Annotated in this window: 20 protein-coding genes; 16 read left to right on the top strand and 4 right to left on the bottom strand. The window is 47.4% G+C overall.

What is annotated here, in order from left to right; translation table 11 throughout:
* Positions 1-29: 29 nt before the first annotated feature.
* The 3 genes from AC4G47_RS23135 (at position 30) to AC4G47_RS23125 (ending at position 3,575) form a co-directional block, all read left to right on the top strand.
* Positions 30-1,061, top strand: coding sequence for a pilus assembly protein (locus AC4G47_RS23135; protein WP_491106770.1), 1,032 nt, complete (start codon positions 30-32; stop codon positions 1,059-1,061).
* 11 nt (positions 1,062-1,072) lie between these two features.
* A complete protein-coding gene (locus AC4G47_RS23130; RefSeq protein WP_491106769.1) occupies positions 1,073-1,588 on the top strand; it encodes an A24 family peptidase in 516 nt (171 codons plus the stop codon).
* Between the two features lie 205 nt (positions 1,589-1,793).
* Positions 1,794-3,575, top strand: coding sequence for a DUF6382 domain-containing protein (locus AC4G47_RS23125; protein ID WP_491102910.1), 1,782 nt, complete (start codon positions 1,794-1,796; stop codon positions 3,573-3,575).
* 24 nt (positions 3,576-3,599) lie between these two features.
* Here AC4G47_RS23125 and AC4G47_RS23120 read toward each other — a convergent pair whose 3' ends face one another.
* Both AC4G47_RS23120 and AC4G47_RS23115 read right to left on the bottom strand, forming a co-directional pair.
* Positions 3,600-4,511, bottom strand: coding sequence for a TIGR01777 family oxidoreductase (locus AC4G47_RS23120; protein WP_491102909.1), 912 nt, complete (start codon positions 4,509-4,511; stop codon positions 3,600-3,602).
* Positions 4,512-4,772: 261 nt separating this feature from the next.
* Complete coding sequence (locus tag AC4G47_RS23115) at positions 4,773-5,240, bottom strand: DUF2621 domain-containing protein (protein WP_145320381.1); 468 nt, start codon at positions 5,238-5,240, stop codon at positions 4,773-4,775.
* A gap of 170 nt (positions 5,241-5,410) precedes the next feature.
* Here AC4G47_RS23115 and AC4G47_RS23110 point away from each other — a divergent pair, with 170 nt between their 5' ends.
* Complete coding sequence (locus tag AC4G47_RS23110) at positions 5,411-6,517, top strand: deoxyribonuclease IV (protein ID WP_491102907.1); 1,107 nt, start codon at positions 5,411-5,413, stop codon at positions 6,515-6,517.
* A 42-nt stretch (positions 6,518-6,559) separates the two neighbouring features.
* Positions 6,560-7,453 carry a formyltetrahydrofolate deformylase gene (gene purU / locus AC4G47_RS23105; protein ID WP_017689986.1) on the top strand — a complete coding sequence of 298 codons (894 nt, stop codon included), beginning with the start codon at positions 6,560-6,562 and terminating at the stop codon, positions 7,451-7,453.
* Between the two features lie 74 nt (positions 7,454-7,527).
* On the opposite strand, the gene AC4G47_RS23100 is transcribed toward purU, so the two are convergent.
* The gene (locus tag AC4G47_RS23100; protein WP_458125765.1) at positions 7,528-8,004 is read right to left on the bottom strand and encodes a hypothetical protein; all 477 of its coding nucleotides are present in this window, start codon (positions 8,002-8,004) and stop codon (positions 7,528-7,530) included.
* 427 nt (positions 8,005-8,431) lie between these two features.
* On the opposite strand from AC4G47_RS23100, the gene tkt reads away from it, so the two are divergent.
* The 5 genes from tkt to AC4G47_RS23075 all read left to right on the top strand — a co-directional run bounded on the left by tkt (position 8,432) and on the right by AC4G47_RS23075 (position 13,914).
* Positions 8,432-10,474 carry a transketolase gene (gene tkt, locus AC4G47_RS23095; protein ID WP_036610788.1) on the top strand — a complete coding sequence of 681 codons (2,043 nt, stop codon included), beginning with the start codon at positions 8,432-8,434 and terminating at the stop codon, positions 10,472-10,474.
* Between the two features lie 150 nt (positions 10,475-10,624).
* Positions 10,625-10,942, top strand: a complete 318-nt coding sequence (gene ppnP / locus AC4G47_RS23090; protein ID WP_017689983.1) for a pyrimidine/purine nucleoside phosphorylase — start codon at positions 10,625-10,627, stop codon at positions 10,940-10,942.
* Positions 10,943-11,124: 182 nt separating this feature from the next.
* Entirely contained in the window at positions 11,125-12,480 is a 1,356-nt protein-coding gene (locus tag AC4G47_RS23085; protein ID WP_017689982.1) for a glucose-6-phosphate isomerase, read from the top strand.
* Between the two features lie 193 nt (positions 12,481-12,673).
* A complete protein-coding gene (locus tag AC4G47_RS23080) occupies positions 12,674-13,306 on the top strand; it encodes a YigZ family protein (protein ID WP_491102903.1) in 633 nt (210 codons plus the stop codon).
* Between the two features lie 5 nt (positions 13,307-13,311).
* Positions 13,312-13,914 (top strand): TetR/AcrR family transcriptional regulator, encoded by a 603-nt coding sequence (locus AC4G47_RS23075; RefSeq protein ID WP_458125767.1) that lies wholly within the window; start codon positions 13,312-13,314, stop codon positions 13,912-13,914.
* 195 nt (positions 13,915-14,109) lie between these two features.
* On the opposite strand, the gene AC4G47_RS23070 is transcribed toward AC4G47_RS23075, so the two are convergent.
* A complete protein-coding gene (locus AC4G47_RS23070) occupies positions 14,110-14,511 on the bottom strand; it encodes a secondary thiamine-phosphate synthase enzyme YjbQ (protein WP_145320375.1) in 402 nt (133 codons plus the stop codon).
* Between the two features lie 349 nt (positions 14,512-14,860).
* Here AC4G47_RS23070 and cysT point away from each other — a divergent pair, with 349 nt between their 5' ends.
* From cysT to AC4G47_RS23040, 6 genes are all read left to right on the top strand, one after another.
* Positions 14,861-15,676 carry a sulfate ABC transporter permease subunit CysT gene (cysT, locus tag AC4G47_RS23065; RefSeq protein WP_458125768.1) on the top strand — a complete coding sequence of 272 codons (816 nt, stop codon included), beginning with the start codon at positions 14,861-14,863 and terminating at the stop codon, positions 15,674-15,676.
* Positions 15,673-16,470: a sulfate ABC transporter permease subunit gene (locus tag AC4G47_RS23060; protein ID WP_145320371.1), complete on the top strand. Its 798-nt coding sequence runs from the start codon at positions 15,673-15,675 to the stop codon at positions 16,468-16,470. Before cysT ends, AC4G47_RS23060 begins: the two co-directional genes overlap by 4 nt.
* A 1-nt stretch (position 16,471) precedes the next feature.
* The gene (locus AC4G47_RS23055; RefSeq protein WP_491102901.1) at positions 16,472-17,536 is read left to right on the top strand and encodes a sulfate/molybdate ABC transporter ATP-binding protein; all 1,065 of its coding nucleotides are present in this window, start codon (positions 16,472-16,474) and stop codon (positions 17,534-17,536) included.
* Between the two features lie 24 nt (positions 17,537-17,560).
* Positions 17,561-18,625 (top strand): sulfate ABC transporter substrate-binding protein, encoded by a 1,065-nt coding sequence (locus tag AC4G47_RS23050; RefSeq protein ID WP_491102900.1) that lies wholly within the window; start codon positions 17,561-17,563, stop codon positions 18,623-18,625.
* Between the two features lie 157 nt (positions 18,626-18,782).
* A complete protein-coding gene (locus AC4G47_RS23045; protein WP_491102898.1) occupies positions 18,783-19,229 on the top strand; it encodes a hypothetical protein in 447 nt (148 codons plus the stop codon).
* Between the two features lie 110 nt (positions 19,230-19,339).
* Entirely contained in the window at positions 19,340-20,128 is a 789-nt protein-coding gene (locus tag AC4G47_RS23040; RefSeq protein WP_491102896.1) for an MBL fold metallo-hydrolase, read from the top strand.
* Positions 20,129-20,159: the final 31 nt, after the last annotated feature.

Raw genomic sequence — 20,159 nt, 5'->3', positions numbered from 1 at the left:
ATGATCGGGATCGTTTCGGTGGAGGGATTATGGATAAGCAGCAACGATATGAAAAAGAAAACGCACAATTACAGATTCGTTTAACACGAATAACCAAAATGGCACGTTTGAAGTGTTTGAAGATGCAGATGTGTTTTCCGAAAAAGGAACAGGGCAGCATGGTTCTGGAAGCCTCACTGGTTTTGCCTGTCTTTCTGTTCTTTATCATGTTTCTCATTTTCATTGTGCAGATGACTCTAATCTCTACAGCACTACAGAGCACGGCGGGGGAAGCGGTAAAGCAGTTATCAACGAAAATATATCCGGTATCTCTTGTGTTCACGCCTTCTGATTTTGCAGGCGGTGAAGGCTCCGGAGGGGGCTGGAAGATACCAGAGTTGTCTCTGACAGAATGGGCAGAAGGTTATGCTTCCTCACTGCCTGAGCCATTAAGTGATTGGGTACGATCAGCAGCAGCCAGTGGTGAACAGCCCTTACAGGAGATCAAAACCTCCGTGTTAGAAACCGTGCTTGATCCCACAGTAAAACCGCTGCTTGAACCATTTATCGAGTCAACCCTGCTGGATATGGAACGTGTTCATGTGAATGGTGTTTCCATACCTGATCTCAAGAACAAAACGAATCCATATTTTCGGCTTGAACTGAGTTATGAATTGCCGATAAAGGTACCCTTCCTTAGCAAACCGCTACGGATTCAGGCTGCTGCGGCAGAACGGATATGGATTGGAGATACAGGAGAAGGAGCTGATGGCAGCGGAGGAGACGGGCATACTGCGGGCTCCGCAACAGTACTGTTGAAGCCTGACCCGGCTTACATAGGCAACAATGCAACGATCAAGGTGAAGGTAGAACCAGGAGCGACAGCCAACTTAACGATATTTTACAAGTCAGGTGAAAGCTCTGCGAAGCACATCGGCTGGGCCACCGCAGATGAGAATGGAATCATTGAATGGAATTGGTTTGTCGGTACCCGGACAACAGAAGGTTCATGGAGTTTTGTGGTCGAGACCGCGGATGGTGCCAAGACGGAGACTACGATTAACGTGGCCTCCAGAAAATAAGAAAGGAGATGATGGAACTGGAGTGGTTTTACATTGCCTGTGGCATATACGTTATTGCCGCTTTTATAACAGATATTCGTTTCATGAAAATTCCCAATCGATTGACTTTACCTGTGACTGTAGCTGGCGTACTAGCCCATATCATATGGGGAGGATGGAATGGCTTCTTGTTCTCAGCCGCCGGATTTGCCGCCGGTTTTGGGATCTTGTTCCTGATGTATGTGATTGGAGCGGTAGGAGCAGGAGATGTGAAATTGTTTGGTGGTATTGGTGCATGGACGGGACTCGCTTTTGGCATTCATGTGATTATTTATTCGGTTTTGTATGCGGGAGCCGTTGGTTTAGTGATACTTCTGTTCCGTAAGAACTCAGCGAAACGGATTCGAGGCATGGCAGGAAATCTTGCAGGATTCTTCATGCTTGGTTCGCTCAAGCTGGTGAACAAGGAGAAGACATTGAAGTTTCCATTTATGCTGGCGGTGTTACCTGCGTATATCACGGTCCTTATCCCCGCACTTTTCCCTTGATATAAGGAGTCTGGAAAACGCTAGGATAACAGCGACCGAAGATGGCACTGCGATTGGAGTGGAAAAGTGTAGCGTATTGTAACTCAACTCATATCAACTAAACTTTTTACACGAGAACAGCGATCGGAAGGTTGTTCCGTCATCGAAGTTTCAGTGTAAACATTCTTTAGTTGAACCTATACAGCAATGGAAAGAGAGGATTGGCATGTATGGATTAACGAGAGATTTTATTCGTAATGGCGGAGCGTTCATGGTTTTGGAAAAAGCAGAAGGGTTACGAATGGAGGAATTGAGCCGGGTGCAGATGGGGATGTTGTCCTCCAATCAGATCCCGCGACTTCTGCCTGTTCATATTCGGGAAGTGGATCGAAATGTAACTTTGCAGTACGACATATCGGGCTACAAGATGTTATCCCAAATGTTAAAGTCAAGCAAAATCCAATTGCGTGTTCTGTATGGTCTGTTGTTCCAACTGGCAGATGCCTTCACGGAATGCCGACAATATATGCTGGAACCTCGTAAATTATTGATTCAGGAGGAGTACTTGTTCATCAATGGTTCATTCGAACAGGGTGAGCTTGGGATGGTATATGTACCGATCATGGATAAGGATGAAGATGATTCGACGCCTCAGCAATTCCGTGAGCTGGTAATCAGGCTGATGGCCCATGTACAGGAACTGCAGGGAGTAGGCATTCAGCGTGTTCTGCAGTTATGCGAGAATGAACGCTGGGATATTAGACAATTACGAGAGCTACTGCTGGAGTTATACGCTGACGAGCAAGAGAGTGGAGGAAGCGCAGCATTCCTCTCGTCCAGAAACTCGGAAGCGGGCGATGATCCAAGGGCAAGAGGTGCCTCACATTCGTCGATTTCCGAGCGAGATAGTAACCCTTTTGCTGGTAATTCCGGGCCATATCAGTATCAGTACAGTGGTCCCATTCAAAATGGTTCTGTGGATTCACCACTAAATTTCCGTCAACAGCAGAAAATGAGTGCTCCCGGGGTTGAAGACATTCCGCTGAGGTCACGAACCTTTACAGGCAGACGCTCATCTGGACATTCTTCATTGGAGGACTCAAGCATCGTGGATCAGGCATTGGGTGACCCATATCATTCGCTAGAGCATGCTGACATGGAAGTGGAGGAGAAGTCCGGATCTTCCAAAGTAACCTATATCATACTGGGCTGCATGGTTGCCATGGCATTGGTATGGAGATTCATATACATGGAGCAACCTGGACAGAAACAGATGATTCTATCAGCGGTACTCAGTCTAGGCTTGCTTGGCGTGGCAGGATGGACGTGGAAGCGCAAGGGGAACCCTCAGAATGGCTCAGAGAATAAACATTCTTTTTCATTCAGCCTGGGTAAGAACAAAGGGAAGAAAACTGAAGATGAAGAGGAACTATTTCAGGAAAGTTGGCGCTGGAATGCAGCTGACAAGCCGGAGGAACGTATATACCAAGCTGCTGAATCAGCTTCAGAAGCAATGGAGCGTTCCCGTTTTCAAAATCTGTACATGACAGCTGAACCTTCCGAAACACCGTTTGTACAAGGCCAGGCACAAGTTGCAGCTTCAACTTCGGAATTAATTCGACATGATACAGTTGCGGAAGCAACCGTGAACTTGCAAAATCTGACTGGAGGCAAAGTTACTGGGGCTGGCCCTATAGTGCCGTCATTTTATCTTGAGCGAAGATCGGGAAGCAGTGATCAACATGAACGAATGGATGTTCAAGGCGCATCTTTTGTAATCGGAAGATCAGCAGACATGGTTCAGTGGGTAGACACAGCTACCGGCGTGTCCCGTGCTCATGTGGAATTGAGCCGGAACAAATCGGGCTATGTGATTAAGGACTTGGGTTCCGTCAATGGAACCGTTCTTCAGGGCAATATTCTTGCTCCTTACAAGGAGTATCCATTGGCGGATGGAGATACATTCACCCTGGCGGAATCTGTTTACACCTATCGGTCGGTTGGATAAGCCACAGTTCAATCCGTGGTTCGATCAGTCGGATAAGCCACGGTGCTTCAGATCTTCAAGAGCCTGGGTTAATGTAGGGAAGGTGAACTGGAATCCGTGGTCGAGTGCTTTTTGCGGAATGACTCTCTGCCCCTGAAGCACGACAACGGATAGTTCTCCGACCAAGGTTTTAATCATGAAGCTGGGTACGGGGAACCAGTGAGGGCGATGATAGACCTTGCCGACCGTACGACCAAATTCATCATTGGTAACCGGATTCGGTGAGGAAGCATTGACTGGACCTGACACTTGTTTATTTTGAATGCTAAAGTCAATCAGCCTTACGATATCCATAATGTGAATCCAGCTGGTCCACTGCTTGCCACTGCCTATCTTGCCGCCAACACCCAGCATATAAGGGAGTTTCATCAATGGAAAGGCCCCTCTTTTATGGCCAAGAACCAGGCTAACCCTGATTTTGACGAGCCTGACATGTTTGATGGCATCTGCAGCTATTTCCCATTGTTCTGAGACCCGGGATGGGAAATTCATTGACTTTTGCGGACTACTCTCATCAAAGGTTTCGGTAGGGGAGGTTCCATAGATGGCCATGGCAGAAGCCTGAACGACGACTTCGGGCTTTTGTTGCAGTGAATCCACCAAACGGGCTACCCGGGCAACAGTTGTTACCCTGGATTGTACGATCTCCAGCTTTGCCTTGGTTGTCCATCGTTGGTTCAACGTTTCTCCGGCAAGATTGACGAGAGCGTCCATGCCTTCAAGTAGTTGAGGGTGCTCTTCGACTTGTTCCCATGATATATATGTAAGATTCTTGCTTGGATTATGCAAGTCAGGCAGTTTGCGTGTGATGATTTTCACGTGGTGTCCGGCTTGCAGCCAATAATCCACAAGAGCTCCTCCCACAAACCCAGTACCTCCACAAATGGCAATTTTCATATTGATGAACATCCTCTCTGTAATTTTCACTGCGCTGACATGTATCCGTGAATCGACAAACAGCCCCGGAAGGTAAGCAATGCCTGTTGGGAACGACTTACCTGACGGAGCTTGTAATATGAGCCTTTCGCCTAAATCTCAAGTACGTTTCAATATAAGTAGTCGTAGACCGAGCGATCCTGCAGTAAGTGATACAAGGTACTGATCGCTGATGTATCTTAATTAACCAATTCGATATAGGGCTTAACTCATCTTGTTATTTTATTTGATCAAATGTTGATAAGGGGAATAATCGATTTTGTTTTTCTCCAAGAATTTCACCAAAAACTTATTATCCCGCTTCGGTGTGGCTATAATGTATCCTTTGATGCAGTGATCTCTCGATACTTCCGTGGCGTTGTCTTCAACTGCAATTTTACCGATCTCTGCAGCGATGGAATGTTTGGCTATGTCACGAAATGGCCCAGGTACAGGCTCCACGAGTTGATCTAAAAAAGCCTTGGCTTCATCTGTCCATAAGTGACGGCTGGCTTCAACCCAATAATTCTGCCAATCCAGTTTGGACTTTCCGTCTGCTTTTGGTAGCACTTTCAAAAACTTGCGCATCATAAAAAATCCACCGACACACATGCTGCCAAGTAATAAAAAAGTCCAGAATGCGATCGTATTCATAAACCAATTGCTGGGGGAACTGCTCGTCAGTATCATCACGTAGGAGTCGAAAATCATTGCGGAGTCACCTCGGTTCATTGATTTTCACGGAAAGACGGATTCCGCCTACCCATGTTCCACATATTAGCTGTCAAAAATAGCCTCTATCCCGAATTATAGCGCATTTCTAGATTTATTTCGATAATCGCGTTAGAATAAGGGATAATTCAGAATAAGGGGGATCAATAATGCTGAAAATCGGCTCCCACGTGTCCTTTTCGGACAAGGGATTATTGAGTGCAACGAAGGAAGCGTCCTCGTACGGTTCCAGTTCGTTTATGATATATACGGGTGCACCACAGAATACACGTCGCAAGCCAATTGAATCCATGTATATTGAGGAAGGCAAGCTTGCCATGCAAGCAGGTGGAATGGAAGATATTGTTGTCCATGCACCGTACATTATTAATCTTGGCTCATACAAAGATAGTACGTACAGACTGGCTGTAGATTTCCTTCAGGAAGAGATTCGTCGTACACATGCCATCGGTGTGAAGAACATCGTATTGCATCCGGGCGCATTCACAGACAAAGATGCTCACTATGGGATCGGACGGATCGCAGAAGGGCTGAATGAAGTGCTGGAGGGTGTGAAAGAGACGGATGTGAACATCGCTCTGGAGACCATGGCTGGCAAAGGTACGGAGATGGGTCGCAGTTTCGAAGAGATCGCTCAGATTATCGAGAAAGTAACGTACAACGAGCGCCTGACTGTGTGTATGGATACATGCCACATTCATGATGCCGGATACGATATCGTTAATGATTTTGACGGTGTACTTGAACAATTCGATCGTACGGTAGGACTTGACCGCATTGCCGTAATGCATATTAATGATAGTAAGAATGCTGTAGGTGCACACAAGGACCGTCATACACCGATTGGCTCTGGCTGGATTGGCTTTGAGGCGATTAACCGCATCGTTAACCATGAGAAGCTTCAAGGACGTCCATTTATCCTGGAGACACCTTGGATTGGCAAAGAGGCCAAGACACAGCGTCCAATGTATGAGGTGGAGATTGCGCTGCTGCGTGGGGATGTTGCCGGTCGATTCGGCCAGGAATTCCTGACAGAAGTAGAACAGCTGCAACACTTTTTCAAAAGTAAAGAGATTGAGTCCCGTTCGTATATTCTGGATGTATGGACATTGCTCAAAAATGATGCCAAAGCCAAAAAGGCAGATCCGCGCGAACCGCTGGAACGTCTCTATGACATGGTGGCTGAAGCTGCATTGTTCCCTCATTTGAATGAAGAACAACTGAATCATCGCTTGATTGCTTGGCTTGCGGGTTAACCCCGCAGGTCATGGCTTAATTGAAGGAGGAAGAATAACCCGATGGAGATCCATGCTAAACAAGTACGCCCTGATTCTAAAAACCGCGCCGATCGCGCGCGCATGCTCATTTCCTGTCCGGATGGTCCAGGAATTGTTGCTGCCGTGTCTCACTTCTTGCACCAGCATGGTGCAAACATTGTACAGTCGGACCAATACACAATGGACCCTGCTGGCGGCATGTTCTTTATGCGGATTGAGTTCGATCTTCCGCAATTGTTGGTCAATTTGCCGAAACTGGAAGCTGATTTTGCAGAAGTGGCAAGCCGTTTCCAAATGGAATGGACGTTATCTGCGGTTAGCCGCAAGAAGAAACTGGCTATCTTTGTATCCAAAGAAGATCACTGCCTGGTTGAATTGTTATGGCAATGGCAGGCAGGCGACCTGGATGCCGATATTGCTCTTGTGGTTAGTAACCATCTGGACATGAAGGACTATGTAGAATCATTCGGCATTCCATATCATCATATTCCGGTAACAGCAGATACGAAGAAAGAAGCGGAACAGCGCCAGCTGGACGTCATCGGCAATGATGTGGATGTGATCATTCTGGCTCGTTACATGCAGATCATCTCTCCAATGTTCATTGAGCACTACCGCAATCGAATTATTAATATCCACCATTCCTTCCTTCCGGCATTTGTGGGTGGTAAACCATATGCTCAAGCGTATAACCGCGGTGTCAAAATCATCGGTGCGACAGCGCACTATGTTACGGAAGAACTGGATGGGGGCCCGATTATTGAACAGGATGTGCAGCGTGTAAGCCACGGAGATGACGTAACTGAATTGAAGCGTATTGGACGTACCATTGAGCGTGTTGTGCTTGCGCGTGCCGTGAAATGGCATGTCGAAGACCGTGTTCTCGTTCATGAAAATAAAACCGTCGTATTTTAAGTTCTCGCTTTAATACTGTGCAAGGTTGATTCGGAACCACGTAATAGACTAACAAAAAGGCGACCCCCATTCGTTTACGAAAAGGGGGTCGCTTTTTTCGCGTTCATATACTTTCCGCACAAGCCAAGCACAATACCAAACAGCAGATGTCCTGCAATCCAGTAGAGGATAGCTGACACATCGTACAGGTCTGGCACACGCGAAGATAGTTGAGAGAGTGGGATATAGAGCAGGGACGAGACGGCACCAAACAAAATGCCTTTGAATATAGGGTGGCCTGAATATCGTACCCACCACAGGTAGAAGATGCCGATGACAACGGACACAACCAGATGTAAAACAAACTCAATGAATTCGGGTAAGGTTGGTGGAAGACCAGGCACAAAATCGATATTCAGAAGCAGCGTATATACTTGTTCGCCGGTGTAGGCCTGAATCACTTTGAGGAAAAATCCCAGAACAACTCCCGAGAGAATTCCCGTTAAAATACCCGATACCCAGGGTAATGAGTACTTTATCGATGTGGGTGGGTGAACAATATGATCTGGCATAGATGCATCCTCCCTTTATTTTGGGGTACAACTGGTAGTAAACCGCAGCACGATTTTCGAATCCATATAGGAACATTATATGTGAATTGAGGATTGATATCTAAAAAATGCATTTTTTTCAGGTTAAAGGTTATACTTCATGCGATGGATTTGCGAGGCTCGTTAAGTCTGTTTTTGGATTCAAGTGCCTTGTTCAGTACGATTTTTGCTTGATAGGCAAGGATTATTCATCACAAACAACCGATTTTTCAGAACTTCTAAAAGAAGGTTATGGAAAAGCTTCACGCCAAGTGATACAATACAAAAGTGAATAAGTCAAAATGAAACACTCAAGCGGATTCACTTATTGTGAAATTCGGTTTGCTTGTATGATGAGAGGGATTCGCTTGCGCACCCGACTTATCTAAAGACATGAGGAGGACAAACCATGACTGACAAGAACGAAGCGATTCAAAAGGACGAGAACACTACAATCGACAACCTGTCGATTACTACCGTACGTACTTTGGCGATTGATGCAATTGAGAAGGCAAATTCCGGACATCCGGGTATGCCTATGGGCTCCGCTCCAATGGGGTACCAACTTTTTGCAAAAACGATGACTCATAACCCGGACCACCCAACTTGGGTTAACCGGGACCGTTTTGTCCTGTCTGCAGGACACGGCTCCATGTTGCTGTACAGCTTGCTGCACCTGAGCGGATATGATCTTCCAATGGAAGAACTGAAACAGTTCCGTCAATGGGGAAGCAAAACACCGGGTCACCCGGAATTCGGACACACTGCAGGTGTTGATGCAACAACCGGCCCACTGGGTCAAGGTATTGCAATGGCTGTAGGTATGGCGATGGCTGAAGCTCAATTGGGCGCAACATACAATAAAGACAAATTCAACGTGGTTGACCACTACACTTACGCAATCTGTGGTGATGGTGACTTGATGGAAGGCGTATCCCATGAATCAGCTTCCCTGGCTGGACGTTTGCACCTGGGCAAACTGATCATGTTGTTCGACTCCAATGACATCACGTTGGATGGTAAATTGGATCTGTCTTCTTCCGAAAGCATCGCGAAGCGTTTTGAAGCTTATGGCTGGCAAGTGCTGCGCGTTGAAGACGGTAACGATCTGCCTGCAATCGAAAAAGCCATTCAGGAAGGTCAAGCAGATACACTGCGTCCTACACTGATCGAAGTTAAAACGGTTATTGGTTATGGTAGCCCGAACAAACAAGGTAAAGGCGGCCACGGCGGTACTCACGGATCACCACTGGGTGCAGACGAAGCCAAATTGACTAAAGAGTATTACAAATGGGTTTATGAAGAAAACTTCCACGTACCAGCTGAAGTTCGCGATCACTTTGCACAAGTGAAAGATCGTGGTATCTCTGCTAACAAAGCTTGGGACGAGAAATTTGCCGAGTACAAAAAAGCATTCCCTGAGCTGGCAGCTCAATTCGAAACAGCGATTAACGGCGACCTTCCAGAAGGTTGGGACCGTGATCTTCCTAAATATGCAGCAACAGACAAAGCTCTTTCCACTCGTGTAGCATCCGGTAACGCTCTGAACGGTCTGGCGCACAACGTGCCACAACTGACAGGTGGATCTGCTGACTTGGAAAGCTCCACAATGACTCACCTGAACAACCTGGAGAACTTCACACCTGAAGATTACTCCGGCCGTAACATCTACTTCGGTATCCGTGAATTCGGTATGGCTGGAGCAATGAACGGTATGGCACTGCACAGCGGTGTGAAAGTATTCGGAGGTACGTTCTTCGTATTTACCGATTACCTGCGTCCGGCTGTTCGTCTGGCTGCCCTGATGGGATTGCCTGTAACGTATGTTCTGACTCACGACAGTATCGCTGTTGGTGAAGATGGTCCTACGCACGAACCAATCGAGCAACTGGCGTCCCTGCGTATCATTCCTAACCTGACGGTTATTCGTCCGGCTGATGGTAATGAAACTTCGGCTGCTTGGGCTTACGCGCTTGAGAACAAGAGCAACCCGGTTGCACTCGTACTCACTCGTCAAAACCTGCCGATCCTGGAAGGTACGGTTGAAGGTTCACGTGAGAACGTGAAACGTGGTGCTTATGTTGTCTCTGATGCAAAAGATGGCAAAGCGGTAGCACAAATCATCGCTACAGGTTCTGAAGTGCAATTGGCTGTTAAAGCTCAAGCAGCACTTGCTGAACAAGGCATCCAAGTTCGCGTAATCAGCATGCCAAGCTGGGATCTGTTCGAGAAACAAGACAAAGCTTATAAAGAGTCCGTTCTTCTTCCGGATGTTAAAGCTCGTCTTGCGATTGAAATGGCTTATCCAATGGGCTGGGAGAAATATGTTGGAGATCAAGGTGACATTCTCGGAATCAGCACATTCGGTGCATCCGCGCCTGGCGACCGTGTTATCCAAGAATATGGCTTTACAGTGGACAACGTGGTTAGCCGCGTAAAAGCATTGCTGTAATAGCTTCATAAGCGCTGCTATGGTCGGGAGAGCTTCATGCTGTCCTGATCCATGGCAGTAAGTTATTTCCGCAGAGCATGGGCGGTAACTCGTTATCGCCCTGATCTGTTTTGCCTTTTGTTTTCATTAACTTCAGGGGAGCGGGTACGCATGTCACAATTCGATCAAGTCAGTGTAGTGAAAGAGGCCAACATTTATTATGATGGTCAGGTAACCAGCAGAACGGTTATTTTGGGGGATGGCAGCAAAGTGACTCTGGGCATCATGCTTCCAGGCAGTTATGAGTTCGGTACGGATTCCCGTGAAATTATGGAGATTCTGTCCGGAGATCTGAAAGTATTGCTTCCCGGAGAAGAAGAGTGGCAAGAGATTCAAGGCCAAGCTACGTTCCACGTGCCTGCCGAATCCAAATTTAAACTGGAGATACGCAGCGTTACTGACTACGTCTGCTCGTACCCGGCGGAATAACATAAGAAGGGTAAGCAGAACCGCAACCCGCGGATTCGGTTTACCCTTTTTGCTTCTTGAATTCTAACGACAAAGTTCGAGCTGCAAGCTTGTCAGCCCCGTGGATTTGAAGTATCCTTATGCTAAGTTGTTTAGAATGGAATACGGAAAAATATAACCGAAATCAGGAGGTTTTTGAGATCATGGCAAAAAAAGTGACATTTGACTATAGCACGGCATTGCAATTTGTAAATCAGCACGAAGTGGACTATTTCGCTGAACCGATTCGTTTGGCTCACGAACAGCTTCACAACGGAACAGGAACAGGCTCCGACTATCTGGGCTGGATTGACCTGCCGACGGCTTATGACAAAGAAGAGTTCGCCCGCATTCAAAAAGCAGCTGCCAAAATCCAAAGTGACTCCGAAGTGCTGATCGTTATCGGTATTGGTGGATCATACCTGGGTGCACGTGCAGCAATTGAAATGCTGACACACTCGTTCTATAACAATCTGCCAAAAGACAAACGCAAAACGCCTGAAATCTATTTTGCAGGAAACAATATCAGTTCCACATATGTAACGCACTTGCTGGATCTGGTTGAAGGCAAAGATTTCTCCGTCAACGTCATTTCCAAATCGGGTACAACAACAGAGCCGGCAATTGCATTCCGTATCTTCCGTGCAGCTTTGGAAGAGAAATATGGTAAAGAAGAAGCTCGCAAACGCATCTATGCTACAACAGACAAAGCGCGCGGTGCATTGAAAGAACTGGCGAATGCAGAAGGATACGAATCTTTCATTATCCCGGATGATGTAGGTGGACGTTACTCCGTTCTGACGGCTGTAGGTTTGCTGCCAATCGCAGCAGCTGGTATCAGCATCGAAGAAATGATGCAAGGTGCGGCTGACGCATCCAAAGAATACAGCAACCCGAACGTAGCTGAGAATGAAGCATATCAATATGCTGCTGTTCGTAACGCCTTGTATCGCAAAGGTAAAGGTACAGAGATCCTTGTAAACTATGAGCCATCCCTGCACTTCGTGTCCGAGTGGTGGAAACAACTGTTCGGAGAGAGTGAAGGTAAAGACTACAAAGGGATCTATCCTGCATCCGTTGATTTCTCTACAGACTTGCACTCCATGGGTCAATTCATCCAGGAAGGTAGCCGGAATATCTTCGAAACTGTTATCCAGGTTACTGAAGTGGCTGAGCATATCTCGATCAAATCCGATCCGGACGATCTGGATGGGCTGAACTTCCTTGAAGGCAAAACCATGGACTTTGTTAACAAAAAAGCGTTCCAGGGAACACTGCTTGCACATACAGATGGTCAAGTGCCAAACCTGATTGTGAACATTCCAGATATGACTCCATATTCTTTCGGATATCTGGTATACTTCTTTGAAAAAGCATGCGGCATCAGTGGCTACCTGCTGGGCGTCAATCCATTTGACCAACCAGGCGTGGAAGCATACAAGAAAAATATGTTCGCATTGTTGGGCAAACCAGGCTTTGAAGAAGAGAAAGCAGCGCTCGAAGCGAGACTTTCCGAATAATTCATCGGTCTGCTCATATAGTTAAATAAGGTAATATAAATCTATCGGGGAATTACTGTTCGTTCAAGATGCAGAATTCTCCGGCTGTAGATAACCAGGGCAGTTCGTCCGCGTTCGCGCGGGGAACTGCTTTCTTGTAAAATGGACAAGGGGAAAGCTGGACTAAGGAAAAGATCAGAAAGTTGGATTTGCAATGATTGAACGTTATCGCACGGTTCGAGGACCGGGCAATCTGGAAATCGTAATCAAAAAGTCTCGATTTATCGGTCATATTATGCCGGTCACGACAGAGGAAGAGGCCGTTGCCTTTATCGATGAGATCAAGAAAAAACATTGGAATGCGACTCACAACTGCTCTGCGTACATGATTGGGGAGCGGGATGAGATTCAGAAGCAATCTGATGACGGGGAACCAAGCGGAACAGCAGGGAAGCCCATTCTTGAAGTGATCAAAAATCAGAAATTAAAAAATGTGGCGATTGTGGTTACGCGATACTTCGGGGGAATTATGCTTGGAGCCGGTGGGTTAATTCGCGCTTATACGGACGGGGCTGTAGCAGCCATTGAAGCCGGAGAAGTCATTACCAACGTGCTGCATCGTGAAGTGTTTGTTGAACTGGATTATACGTGGCTGGGTAAAGTGGAAAATGAGTTAAGAAGCCGGGAAGTCCGTACAGGTGAAACTGGATTCACCGATAAGGTTACGTTGACTTGTCTTCCGCCGGATAGTGATACCGAGGCTTTTGTAGCCTGGATCACGGATTTGACGCAAGGGCAATCCCGGATCACGGAGGGACAGCGGCTTTATTTTATTGAAGGGGAATAAAATATATGGCTAGAAGAGCAGTCGAACAGGAGTTGTCGAGGGAGCGGATACTGGAGGCGGCGAGGCACCTTTTTATTACCAAAGGATACCGCGCCATTTCGATGCGAAGCATCGGCCAGCATCTGGGCTATAGTCATGGGTCGCTGTATTATCACTTTAAAGAAAAGGCAGAGCTGTTCTATGCCATCGTGGTTGAAGATTTCAATCATCTGGGGCATTTGCTGCTGCAAGCCATGGTCAGGCCGGTTTGTGATGATGTGAGCAAGGTAGAGCACATTATGATGGAGTTTATTCGCTTTGGTCTGGAGAATCCATATCAATACGAAATTATGTTTATGATCAGGGACGAAGAACTGTTGTCTTATTGTCGTACCGAACAGGGACGTTGTTTCGAATTGTTTGCATCGATTATAAGGCAGTACATGAATGAAGAGAACTGTACGGAAGAGGATATTCAAAGGGTACCGCGTACGCTATTTTTGGCTATGCACGGATTCATTTCTTATTACATTCAGGACCGTTTAACGTTTGTGGAGATTGAATCGTCTGCGCTATCTCATGTCAAAGTGCTGTGCCGCAATCTGCGTCAGCAGCCTGGCGTCCAATAATGGCGCTATTGTTGCACCCCTACACTTCAGGGCGGTGATTTGTCATAACTTTAATTCTTTATAACGTTGTCTTGCGAAAGTCATTATGCGCCAAAGACCAAGTCAGGCGGCTCCGACCCGAAATGAGGGTGGACCGCCTGTTTGTGTTTGCAAAGATAAATGAGTAAAAGTCAGGTCTGTTCTGTTGGGCTGACTCTAGCCTTCCATGATTTTGAGGAAGTACTCCCGCTCACGTGGTCCATCGAATTCACAAAAGTAAATGCCTTGCCATCGGCCAAGCAGCAGCCTGCCCTCATGAATAATCACCGTCTGGGATGGCCCCGTTGTGATCGATTTGAGGTGAGAGGCTGTATTGCCTTCGGCGTGTCGATACTCGGGGTGCTCCCAAGGGTACACTTCGTCCAAACGCAACAATACATCGTGTTTCACATCCGGGTCTGCATTTTCGTTGATGGCAATACCGGCTGTCGTATGAGGACAATAGATGAGCACTGTCCCATTCTGCACACCGCTACTCTGGACAACCTGCTTCACGTCCCGCGTGATATCTTTCATTTCATCTCGTGTGGAAGTGGATATGTTCTTCGTATATAACATGTTAGATCGCTCCTTATCATCTCATTTCTTACCCTCGATTGTACCTTAACCACTACATACCAAACAAACCACATATGCAAGGTGAAAAAAGCAAATCGCAGCATAACGGAGAGGACAGAAATAACCTGAAGAGATTTTTATTAATCGATCTCATATAAGGCCCAATAATATACAACAAAAGCATTGACGATTAGCACTGCAAACTGGTAAAGTATCAGAAAAGCAAAAAACCAAGTAGACTAATGGGAATAATATTAAAGTAATATAATCCAACTTAGGAAAAATGTCGTATTGAAGCAGGGAGACTGCCGACCGGAACTATAGCCGGAGGCTGGGAGGGAACGCAGCAATGAATACCGTTCTTCGTCATAAAGGATGGACTTGGGGATTTCGCAGTACCGTATTGTTATATTTTATCGTACTTATTGTACTTCCAATCATCGGTGTGTACGTCAATTCCTTCTCCGAAGGATGGAGTAACTTTGTTCAGAGCATTATGGATCCGATCGCGTGGAAAGCCGTACTGCTGACCATTCGGCTGGCCGTGATCGCCACGTTGATTAATGTGGTGCTGGGCACGATGATCGCCTGGGTGCTGACGCGGTATCGCTTTGTCGGCAGATCGTTTCTCAACAGCCTGGTCGACCTCCCGTTTGCACTGCCAACAGCGGTGGGCGGCTTAATGATTATGCTACTTTTGGGTCCGGTCAGTGTCATCGGGAAATTGGCAGAATCGATGGGATTCGAGATTGTGTTTCATCAACCTGCCATTGTTATCGCGATGACCTTTGTCACGTTTCCGTTTGTGATCCGTGCGGTGCAACCATTGCTTGAAGAAATTGATCCTTCCGAAGAAGAGGCCTCGTACACGATGGGGGCATCCAAGGCTCGCACGTTCATGCAGGTGATTCTGCCGTCTATGGCTCCTGGCATGATCAGCGGGGGGATGTTGGCTTTCTCCAGAGGACTCGCTGAATTCGGGGCTGTCGTGCTGGTGGCTGGTAACATTCCGGGAAGAACACTGACTGCTTCCGTATTTATCTACGGGGAGATTGAAAGTGATAATCCAACGGGAGCCGCTGCGGTATCCGTAATACTTCTGACGCTCTCCTTCCTGATCCTCTGGCTGATCAATCTGGTGCAGATGCGGGGGAGAAGACGATGAGAAGACTATTAATCGGACTGACGTTTGCGGTATTTATCGTACTGCTGATCATCCCGCTCGGACGCATTTTTATTGGCGCATTTGAAGACGGGGCAGGGGGATTCCTGAAAGGGCTGATGCGTCCTGAGGCGCTACATGCCTTGATGATGACCGGGCTGGTTGTCCTGGTGGTCACCCTGTTAAATACATTGTTTGGTATCATGATGGCCCTGTATCTGGTTCGTGCCGGGTGGCTGAGTGAACGGGTAAAGGGGCTGCTGAACAGTATCGTAGACCTGCCTTATGCCGTATCTCCTGTCATTGGCGGCTTGATGATTGTTTTGATGCTGGGACCTAACAGCATTATGGGCGCTTTTTTTGAAGGAATTGGATTCAATGTGGTCTATGCCTTCCCGGGTATGGTGATCGCAACGTTATTTGTTACCTTTCCACTGATGGTCAGAGAGGTCATGCCTGTCCTGCAGGAACTCGGTTCACAGCAAGAGGAAGCCGCATCGACATTGGGCGCCTACGGTTGGAGAACGTTCTGGAGTGTGACCTGGCCTTCGATCCGCTGGGCGGTGGTGTACGGTCTTGTCTTGACGGTTGCGCGTTCACTCGGGGAATTCGGTGCAGTGCTAGTCGTATCCGGTAATATCATGAACAAAACGCAGACAGCAACAACGCTGGTGTATCAGGATGTAGAGAATTTTAATGTAGCTGCCGCAAATGGTGTGGCATTGGTGCTGGTCACCTTCTCCGTCGGGCTGCTGCTTATGATGGAATGGGCCAAGAAGCGAAAGGAAGTGCATTGATATGCATGTAGAAGTCCGTGACTTAAACAAACATTTCGGTGATTTTCATGCGGTAAAAGATGTCTCATTCGATATTGCCAAAGGCCATCTGATCGGTCTGCTTGGACCCAGCGGGGGCGGAAAGACGTCCATTCTGCGGATGTTAGCGGGACTGGAGAATCCGGGTTCCGGAGAGATTCGTTTTCACGGAAAAGTCGTGAACCATCTGCCTCCACAGGAGCGGGGCATCGGATTCGTATTCCAGAACTATGCCTTGTTCAAACATATGACGGTATTTGAGAATATCGCCTTTGGACTCAAGGTCAAGAAGACGCCGAAGGCCCAGATCCGTGATCGGGTTATGGAACTCGTTGAGCTGACTGGGTTAAAAGGTTTCGAACAACGCTATCCACATCAGCTGTCTGGTGGGCAGCGTCAGCGTGTGGCTTTTGCCAGAGCACTTGCTCCTGAGCCGCAGCTGTTATTGCTGGACGAACCGTTCGCGGCCATTGATGCCAAGATCCGTCAGGAACTGCGTTCATGGTTGCGTGAGTTGATTGAACGGGTAGGGATTACTTCGATATTTGTAACGCATGACCAGGATGAAGCGATTGAAGTGGCGGACGAAATCATGATCATCAGTCAGGGGCGTCTCGAACAGAAAGGCACACCTTGGGATATTTACAAAAACCCGCAGACACCTTTTGTCGCTACATTTATCGGGGAGTCAACGGTTGTGGAGGATGCTTCACAGCTGAAAGGTTTCGAACATGCGGTTGAGGGTGAAGGTACACGAGCGCTGATCCGACCAGAATATATTGAGATCGGTTTGAAAAACGAGTTCACCATGCTGTCTGCTACGGAAAAAGGTACAGTCAAACATCTTCATTTCCGCGGAAGTGAATGGATGGTAGAAGTGGAAGTGCAGAGTCACAAGTTAATTACGTATCGTTCTCTGGAGAAAACGACATTGGAGATCGGCCAACCAATTCGGGTCCTTGTGCATCGTGCCTATCTCTTCAATGATTCCAACAGTTGGGTCGTTGAGAACCGACTGAAGGAAGATCCGATGCCGGTAATGATTTAGACGAGTGAAAGAAAGGGGCTGCCCATGCAGACGAGGAAGAAGAAAGTCATACTTTTATACGTTGCCCTCATGCTTCTGCTCGTCTGCATGACCGCTGGATGCAGTAAGCAGGAGGAGTCAAGCGAACAGAACGAGCCCTCTGGTAACGATACATCCAATACACTCGTGATTGGTGCTTATAGTGTAGCCAAAGACGCTGTAGGCGAGTTGCTGCCCAAGTTCCAGGAGGAGTGGAAAGCGAAGACCGGACAGACGATTAATTTCCAGGAATCCTATGAAGCTTCGGGTACACAGGCAAGAGCCATCGTTGGTGGGTTCGAGGCTGATGTAGCCCTGCTCGCGATGGAGAGCGATATCGACAAGCTGGTCAAGGCTGATCTGGTTAACTCGGATTGGAAACAGACCCCTAATGAGGGCATGATCACCCGTTCGATTGTTGTTCTGGGTACTAGAGCAGGCAACCCGCTGGGTATTCGTGATTTTCAGGACTTAACCAAGTCGGGAGTGAAGGTACTCTACCCTAATCCAAAGACATCCGGGGGCGCACAATGGGATATTAATGCCATTTACGGTGCGGGATTGAAACTGTCGGAGGAGCAAGAGGGGAAGAAGGATCCTGCCGCAGCCAAGGCTTTTCTCGAACAGGTACATCGCAACGTGGAATCATTGGACAAGAGTGGTCGTTCTTCGATGGCGGCATTCGAGTATGGAGTCGGTGATGTAATTGTCACGTATGAAAATGAATTGCTTGCCCGGATCGCCAAAGGTGTAGATTATGACATCGTCGTTCCGAAGAATACGATCCTGATTGAGAACCCGGCAGTCGTGGTGAATAAATATGCTGATAAACATGGGAACCGTGAACTGGCGGAAGCTTTTGTCGCATATCTGCGTACACCAGAAGCACAGCACATTTTTGCGAAGCATGGTTTTCGTTCAGTAGATCCAGATGTATTTGCACAGACGGAGTCGACATTCCCAACGCCAGAAGGACTATTTGATATCAACTATCTGGGTGGATGGGACGAGGTACGCAGTACGTTGTATTCCAAACGCGGGGTGTGGTATCAGGTGCTCGCGGGAATATGAGTATTGTTGATGCAATCGAATAGGTAACTGGGCGTGTGGATACTAAACCTTCATTTCAATGGAAGTAGAGATGGAGGTTTTTTACTGCCAAAGGGATATAATAGAGGTATACTGAATCATGATTGTTACATAGTATTAGCAGGAAGGTGTGAGTTGGATGAGTTCAGAGATCAAATTATCCCAAAGTACAGCGATTCGACTGGAGCAGGCCCGCGGTAAGGGGATGCCTGAGGAAGAACTTTTAAAAGCCATTCAAGCCAAAGACGTTTCCGCTTTTGACGCCGTGTCTGAAGAGGAATATCGATATAACGAATTTTTCTCGTATGCGGACGAGCATGGTGAAAATCTGGAGGCAGCAGTAAAAGATGGGTACCGGATTACCTTTAATACGCGTGGTGGACTCGGAATCTGGTTGGAAAAGGCTTTTATAGTACAGCCGGAGAAAGACTTCACAGTAGGTGAAGGGATCATCACCGGATTGCAATTGAAACCGGAACAGGCAGAGGTGCTGGTGAAGCGGCTTGCGTCGAACTGGGTCATTACGGATTCGAAGGATGTACCTGCGGGTCAGGAACTGACATTGAAACTGCGAGCAATGGTTTAATAGACTGTCCCGAATTGCAGTGTAGAACTGCAGCGGGATGGTCTTTTTTTTGCAAAAACAGGGGTGGACGATTACAATTTACATATCATTAATTCAGGGGGGAATGCGGATTGGATCAGCTAACATTTCTGGGCACTGGTGATGCGATGGGCGTTCCACGTGTGTATTGTGATTGCGACGTATGTACAGAGGCGAGGCTTACCGGAGAGAATAGACGGAAACGCTCTTCTGTTCTGATTGACGGTGGTGGCGAAGGTGCAGATGAACAGTTCATGATTGACTGCGGACCAGACTGGAGATCACAGATGGAGGATCAGGGATTGCGTATGGTGCATACACTACTTGTCACTCATGCGCATTTTGACCATATTGGAGGATTGCCGGAATGGGCGGATGCGTGCCGCTGGCTGGGGGTCAAGGGCAAGCTGTACGCACCGCGTGAAGTGATCGCCATCATTCAGACCCAATTTCCTTGGTTGAGTCACCATATGGACTTTCTGGAAACGGATTATGATATTCAGCTTGGAGGATGGAAGGTGCATTCATGGAAGGTCTGCCACGGTAAAAACGGTTATTCCTATGCGTATCGACTCGAACGGGAAGGGTATAGCTGGGCGTATTGTTCGGATGCCATCGATCTGAAGGAGGCAGAGAAAGAGCCACTATATGGACTGGATCTGCTGGTGCTCGGAACGAGCTTTGTGCATGAGCTTGCGGAATTCTCGACACGTTCCGTGTACGATATGCGTGAGGCGCAGGAACTGCTGCGGGAACTGAAGCCAGGTCATACCTATTTTACACATATGTCGCATGACGTAGATGTACGGCAGAAAAATAATCTGGATCAAGGTATTACGATTGCTTTTACCGGGATGAAGGTGCCGCTTGGAACCTTATAACGGACACGAATCTGTAACTTAACTTGACGAA

Source organism: Paenibacillus sp. Negev47 (assembly GCF_058313655.1).
The sequence above is the reverse complement of the archived record's forward strand: the minus strand, read 5'-3'. Positions and strand labels throughout refer to the sequence as shown.

Excerpts from the sequence above, each read along its gene's own strand:
- purU (WP_017689986.1), top strand. The coding sequence starts at position 6,560 with ATGGAGATCCATGCTAAACAAGTACGCCCTGATTCTAAAAACCGCGCC.
- AC4G47_RS23100 (WP_458125765.1), bottom strand. The coding sequence starts at position 8,004 with ATGCCAGATCATATTGTTCACCCACCCACATCGATAAAGTACTCATTA.
- AC4G47_RS23125 (WP_491102910.1), top strand. The coding sequence starts at position 1,794 with ATGTATGGATTAACGAGAGATTTTATTCGTAATGGCGGAGCGTTCATG.
- AC4G47_RS23075 (WP_458125767.1), top strand. The coding sequence starts at position 13,312 with ATGGCTAGAAGAGCAGTCGAACAGGAGTTGTCGAGGGAGCGGATACTG.
- ppnP (WP_017689983.1), top strand. The coding sequence starts at position 10,625 with ATGTCACAATTCGATCAAGTCAGTGTAGTGAAAGAGGCCAACATTTAT.
- cysT (WP_458125768.1), top strand. The coding sequence starts at position 14,861 with ATGAATACCGTTCTTCGTCATAAAGGATGGACTTGGGGATTTCGCAGT.
- AC4G47_RS23045 (WP_491102898.1), top strand. The coding sequence starts at position 18,783 with ATGAGTTCAGAGATCAAATTATCCCAAAGTACAGCGATTCGACTGGAG.
- AC4G47_RS23050 (WP_491102900.1), top strand. The coding sequence starts at position 17,561 with ATGCAGACGAGGAAGAAGAAAGTCATACTTTTATACGTTGCCCTCATG.
- AC4G47_RS23110 (WP_491102907.1), top strand. The coding sequence starts at position 5,411 with ATGCTGAAAATCGGCTCCCACGTGTCCTTTTCGGACAAGGGATTATTG.
- AC4G47_RS23115 (WP_145320381.1), bottom strand. The coding sequence starts at position 5,240 with ATGATTTTCGACTCCTACGTGATGATACTGACGAGCAGTTCCCCCAGC.
- AC4G47_RS23070 (WP_145320375.1), bottom strand. The coding sequence starts at position 14,511 with ATGTTATATACGAAGAACATATCCACTTCCACACGAGATGAAATGAAA.
- AC4G47_RS23085 (WP_017689982.1), top strand. The coding sequence starts at position 11,125 with ATGGCAAAAAAAGTGACATTTGACTATAGCACGGCATTGCAATTTGTA.
- AC4G47_RS23080 (WP_491102903.1), top strand. The coding sequence starts at position 12,674 with ATGATTGAACGTTATCGCACGGTTCGAGGACCGGGCAATCTGGAAATC.
- AC4G47_RS23135 (WP_491106770.1), top strand. The coding sequence starts at position 30 with ATGGATAAGCAGCAACGATATGAAAAAGAAAACGCACAATTACAGATT.
- AC4G47_RS23060 (WP_145320371.1), top strand. The coding sequence starts at position 15,673 with ATGAGAAGACTATTAATCGGACTGACGTTTGCGGTATTTATCGTACTG.
- AC4G47_RS23120 (WP_491102909.1), bottom strand. The coding sequence starts at position 4,511 with ATGAAAATTGCCATTTGTGGAGGTACTGGGTTTGTGGGAGGAGCTCTT.
- AC4G47_RS23130 (WP_491106769.1), top strand. The coding sequence starts at position 1,073 with ATGGAACTGGAGTGGTTTTACATTGCCTGTGGCATATACGTTATTGCC.
- AC4G47_RS23055 (WP_491102901.1), top strand. The coding sequence starts at position 16,472 with ATGCATGTAGAAGTCCGTGACTTAAACAAACATTTCGGTGATTTTCAT.
- tkt (WP_036610788.1), top strand. The coding sequence starts at position 8,432 with ATGACTGACAAGAACGAAGCGATTCAAAAGGACGAGAACACTACAATC.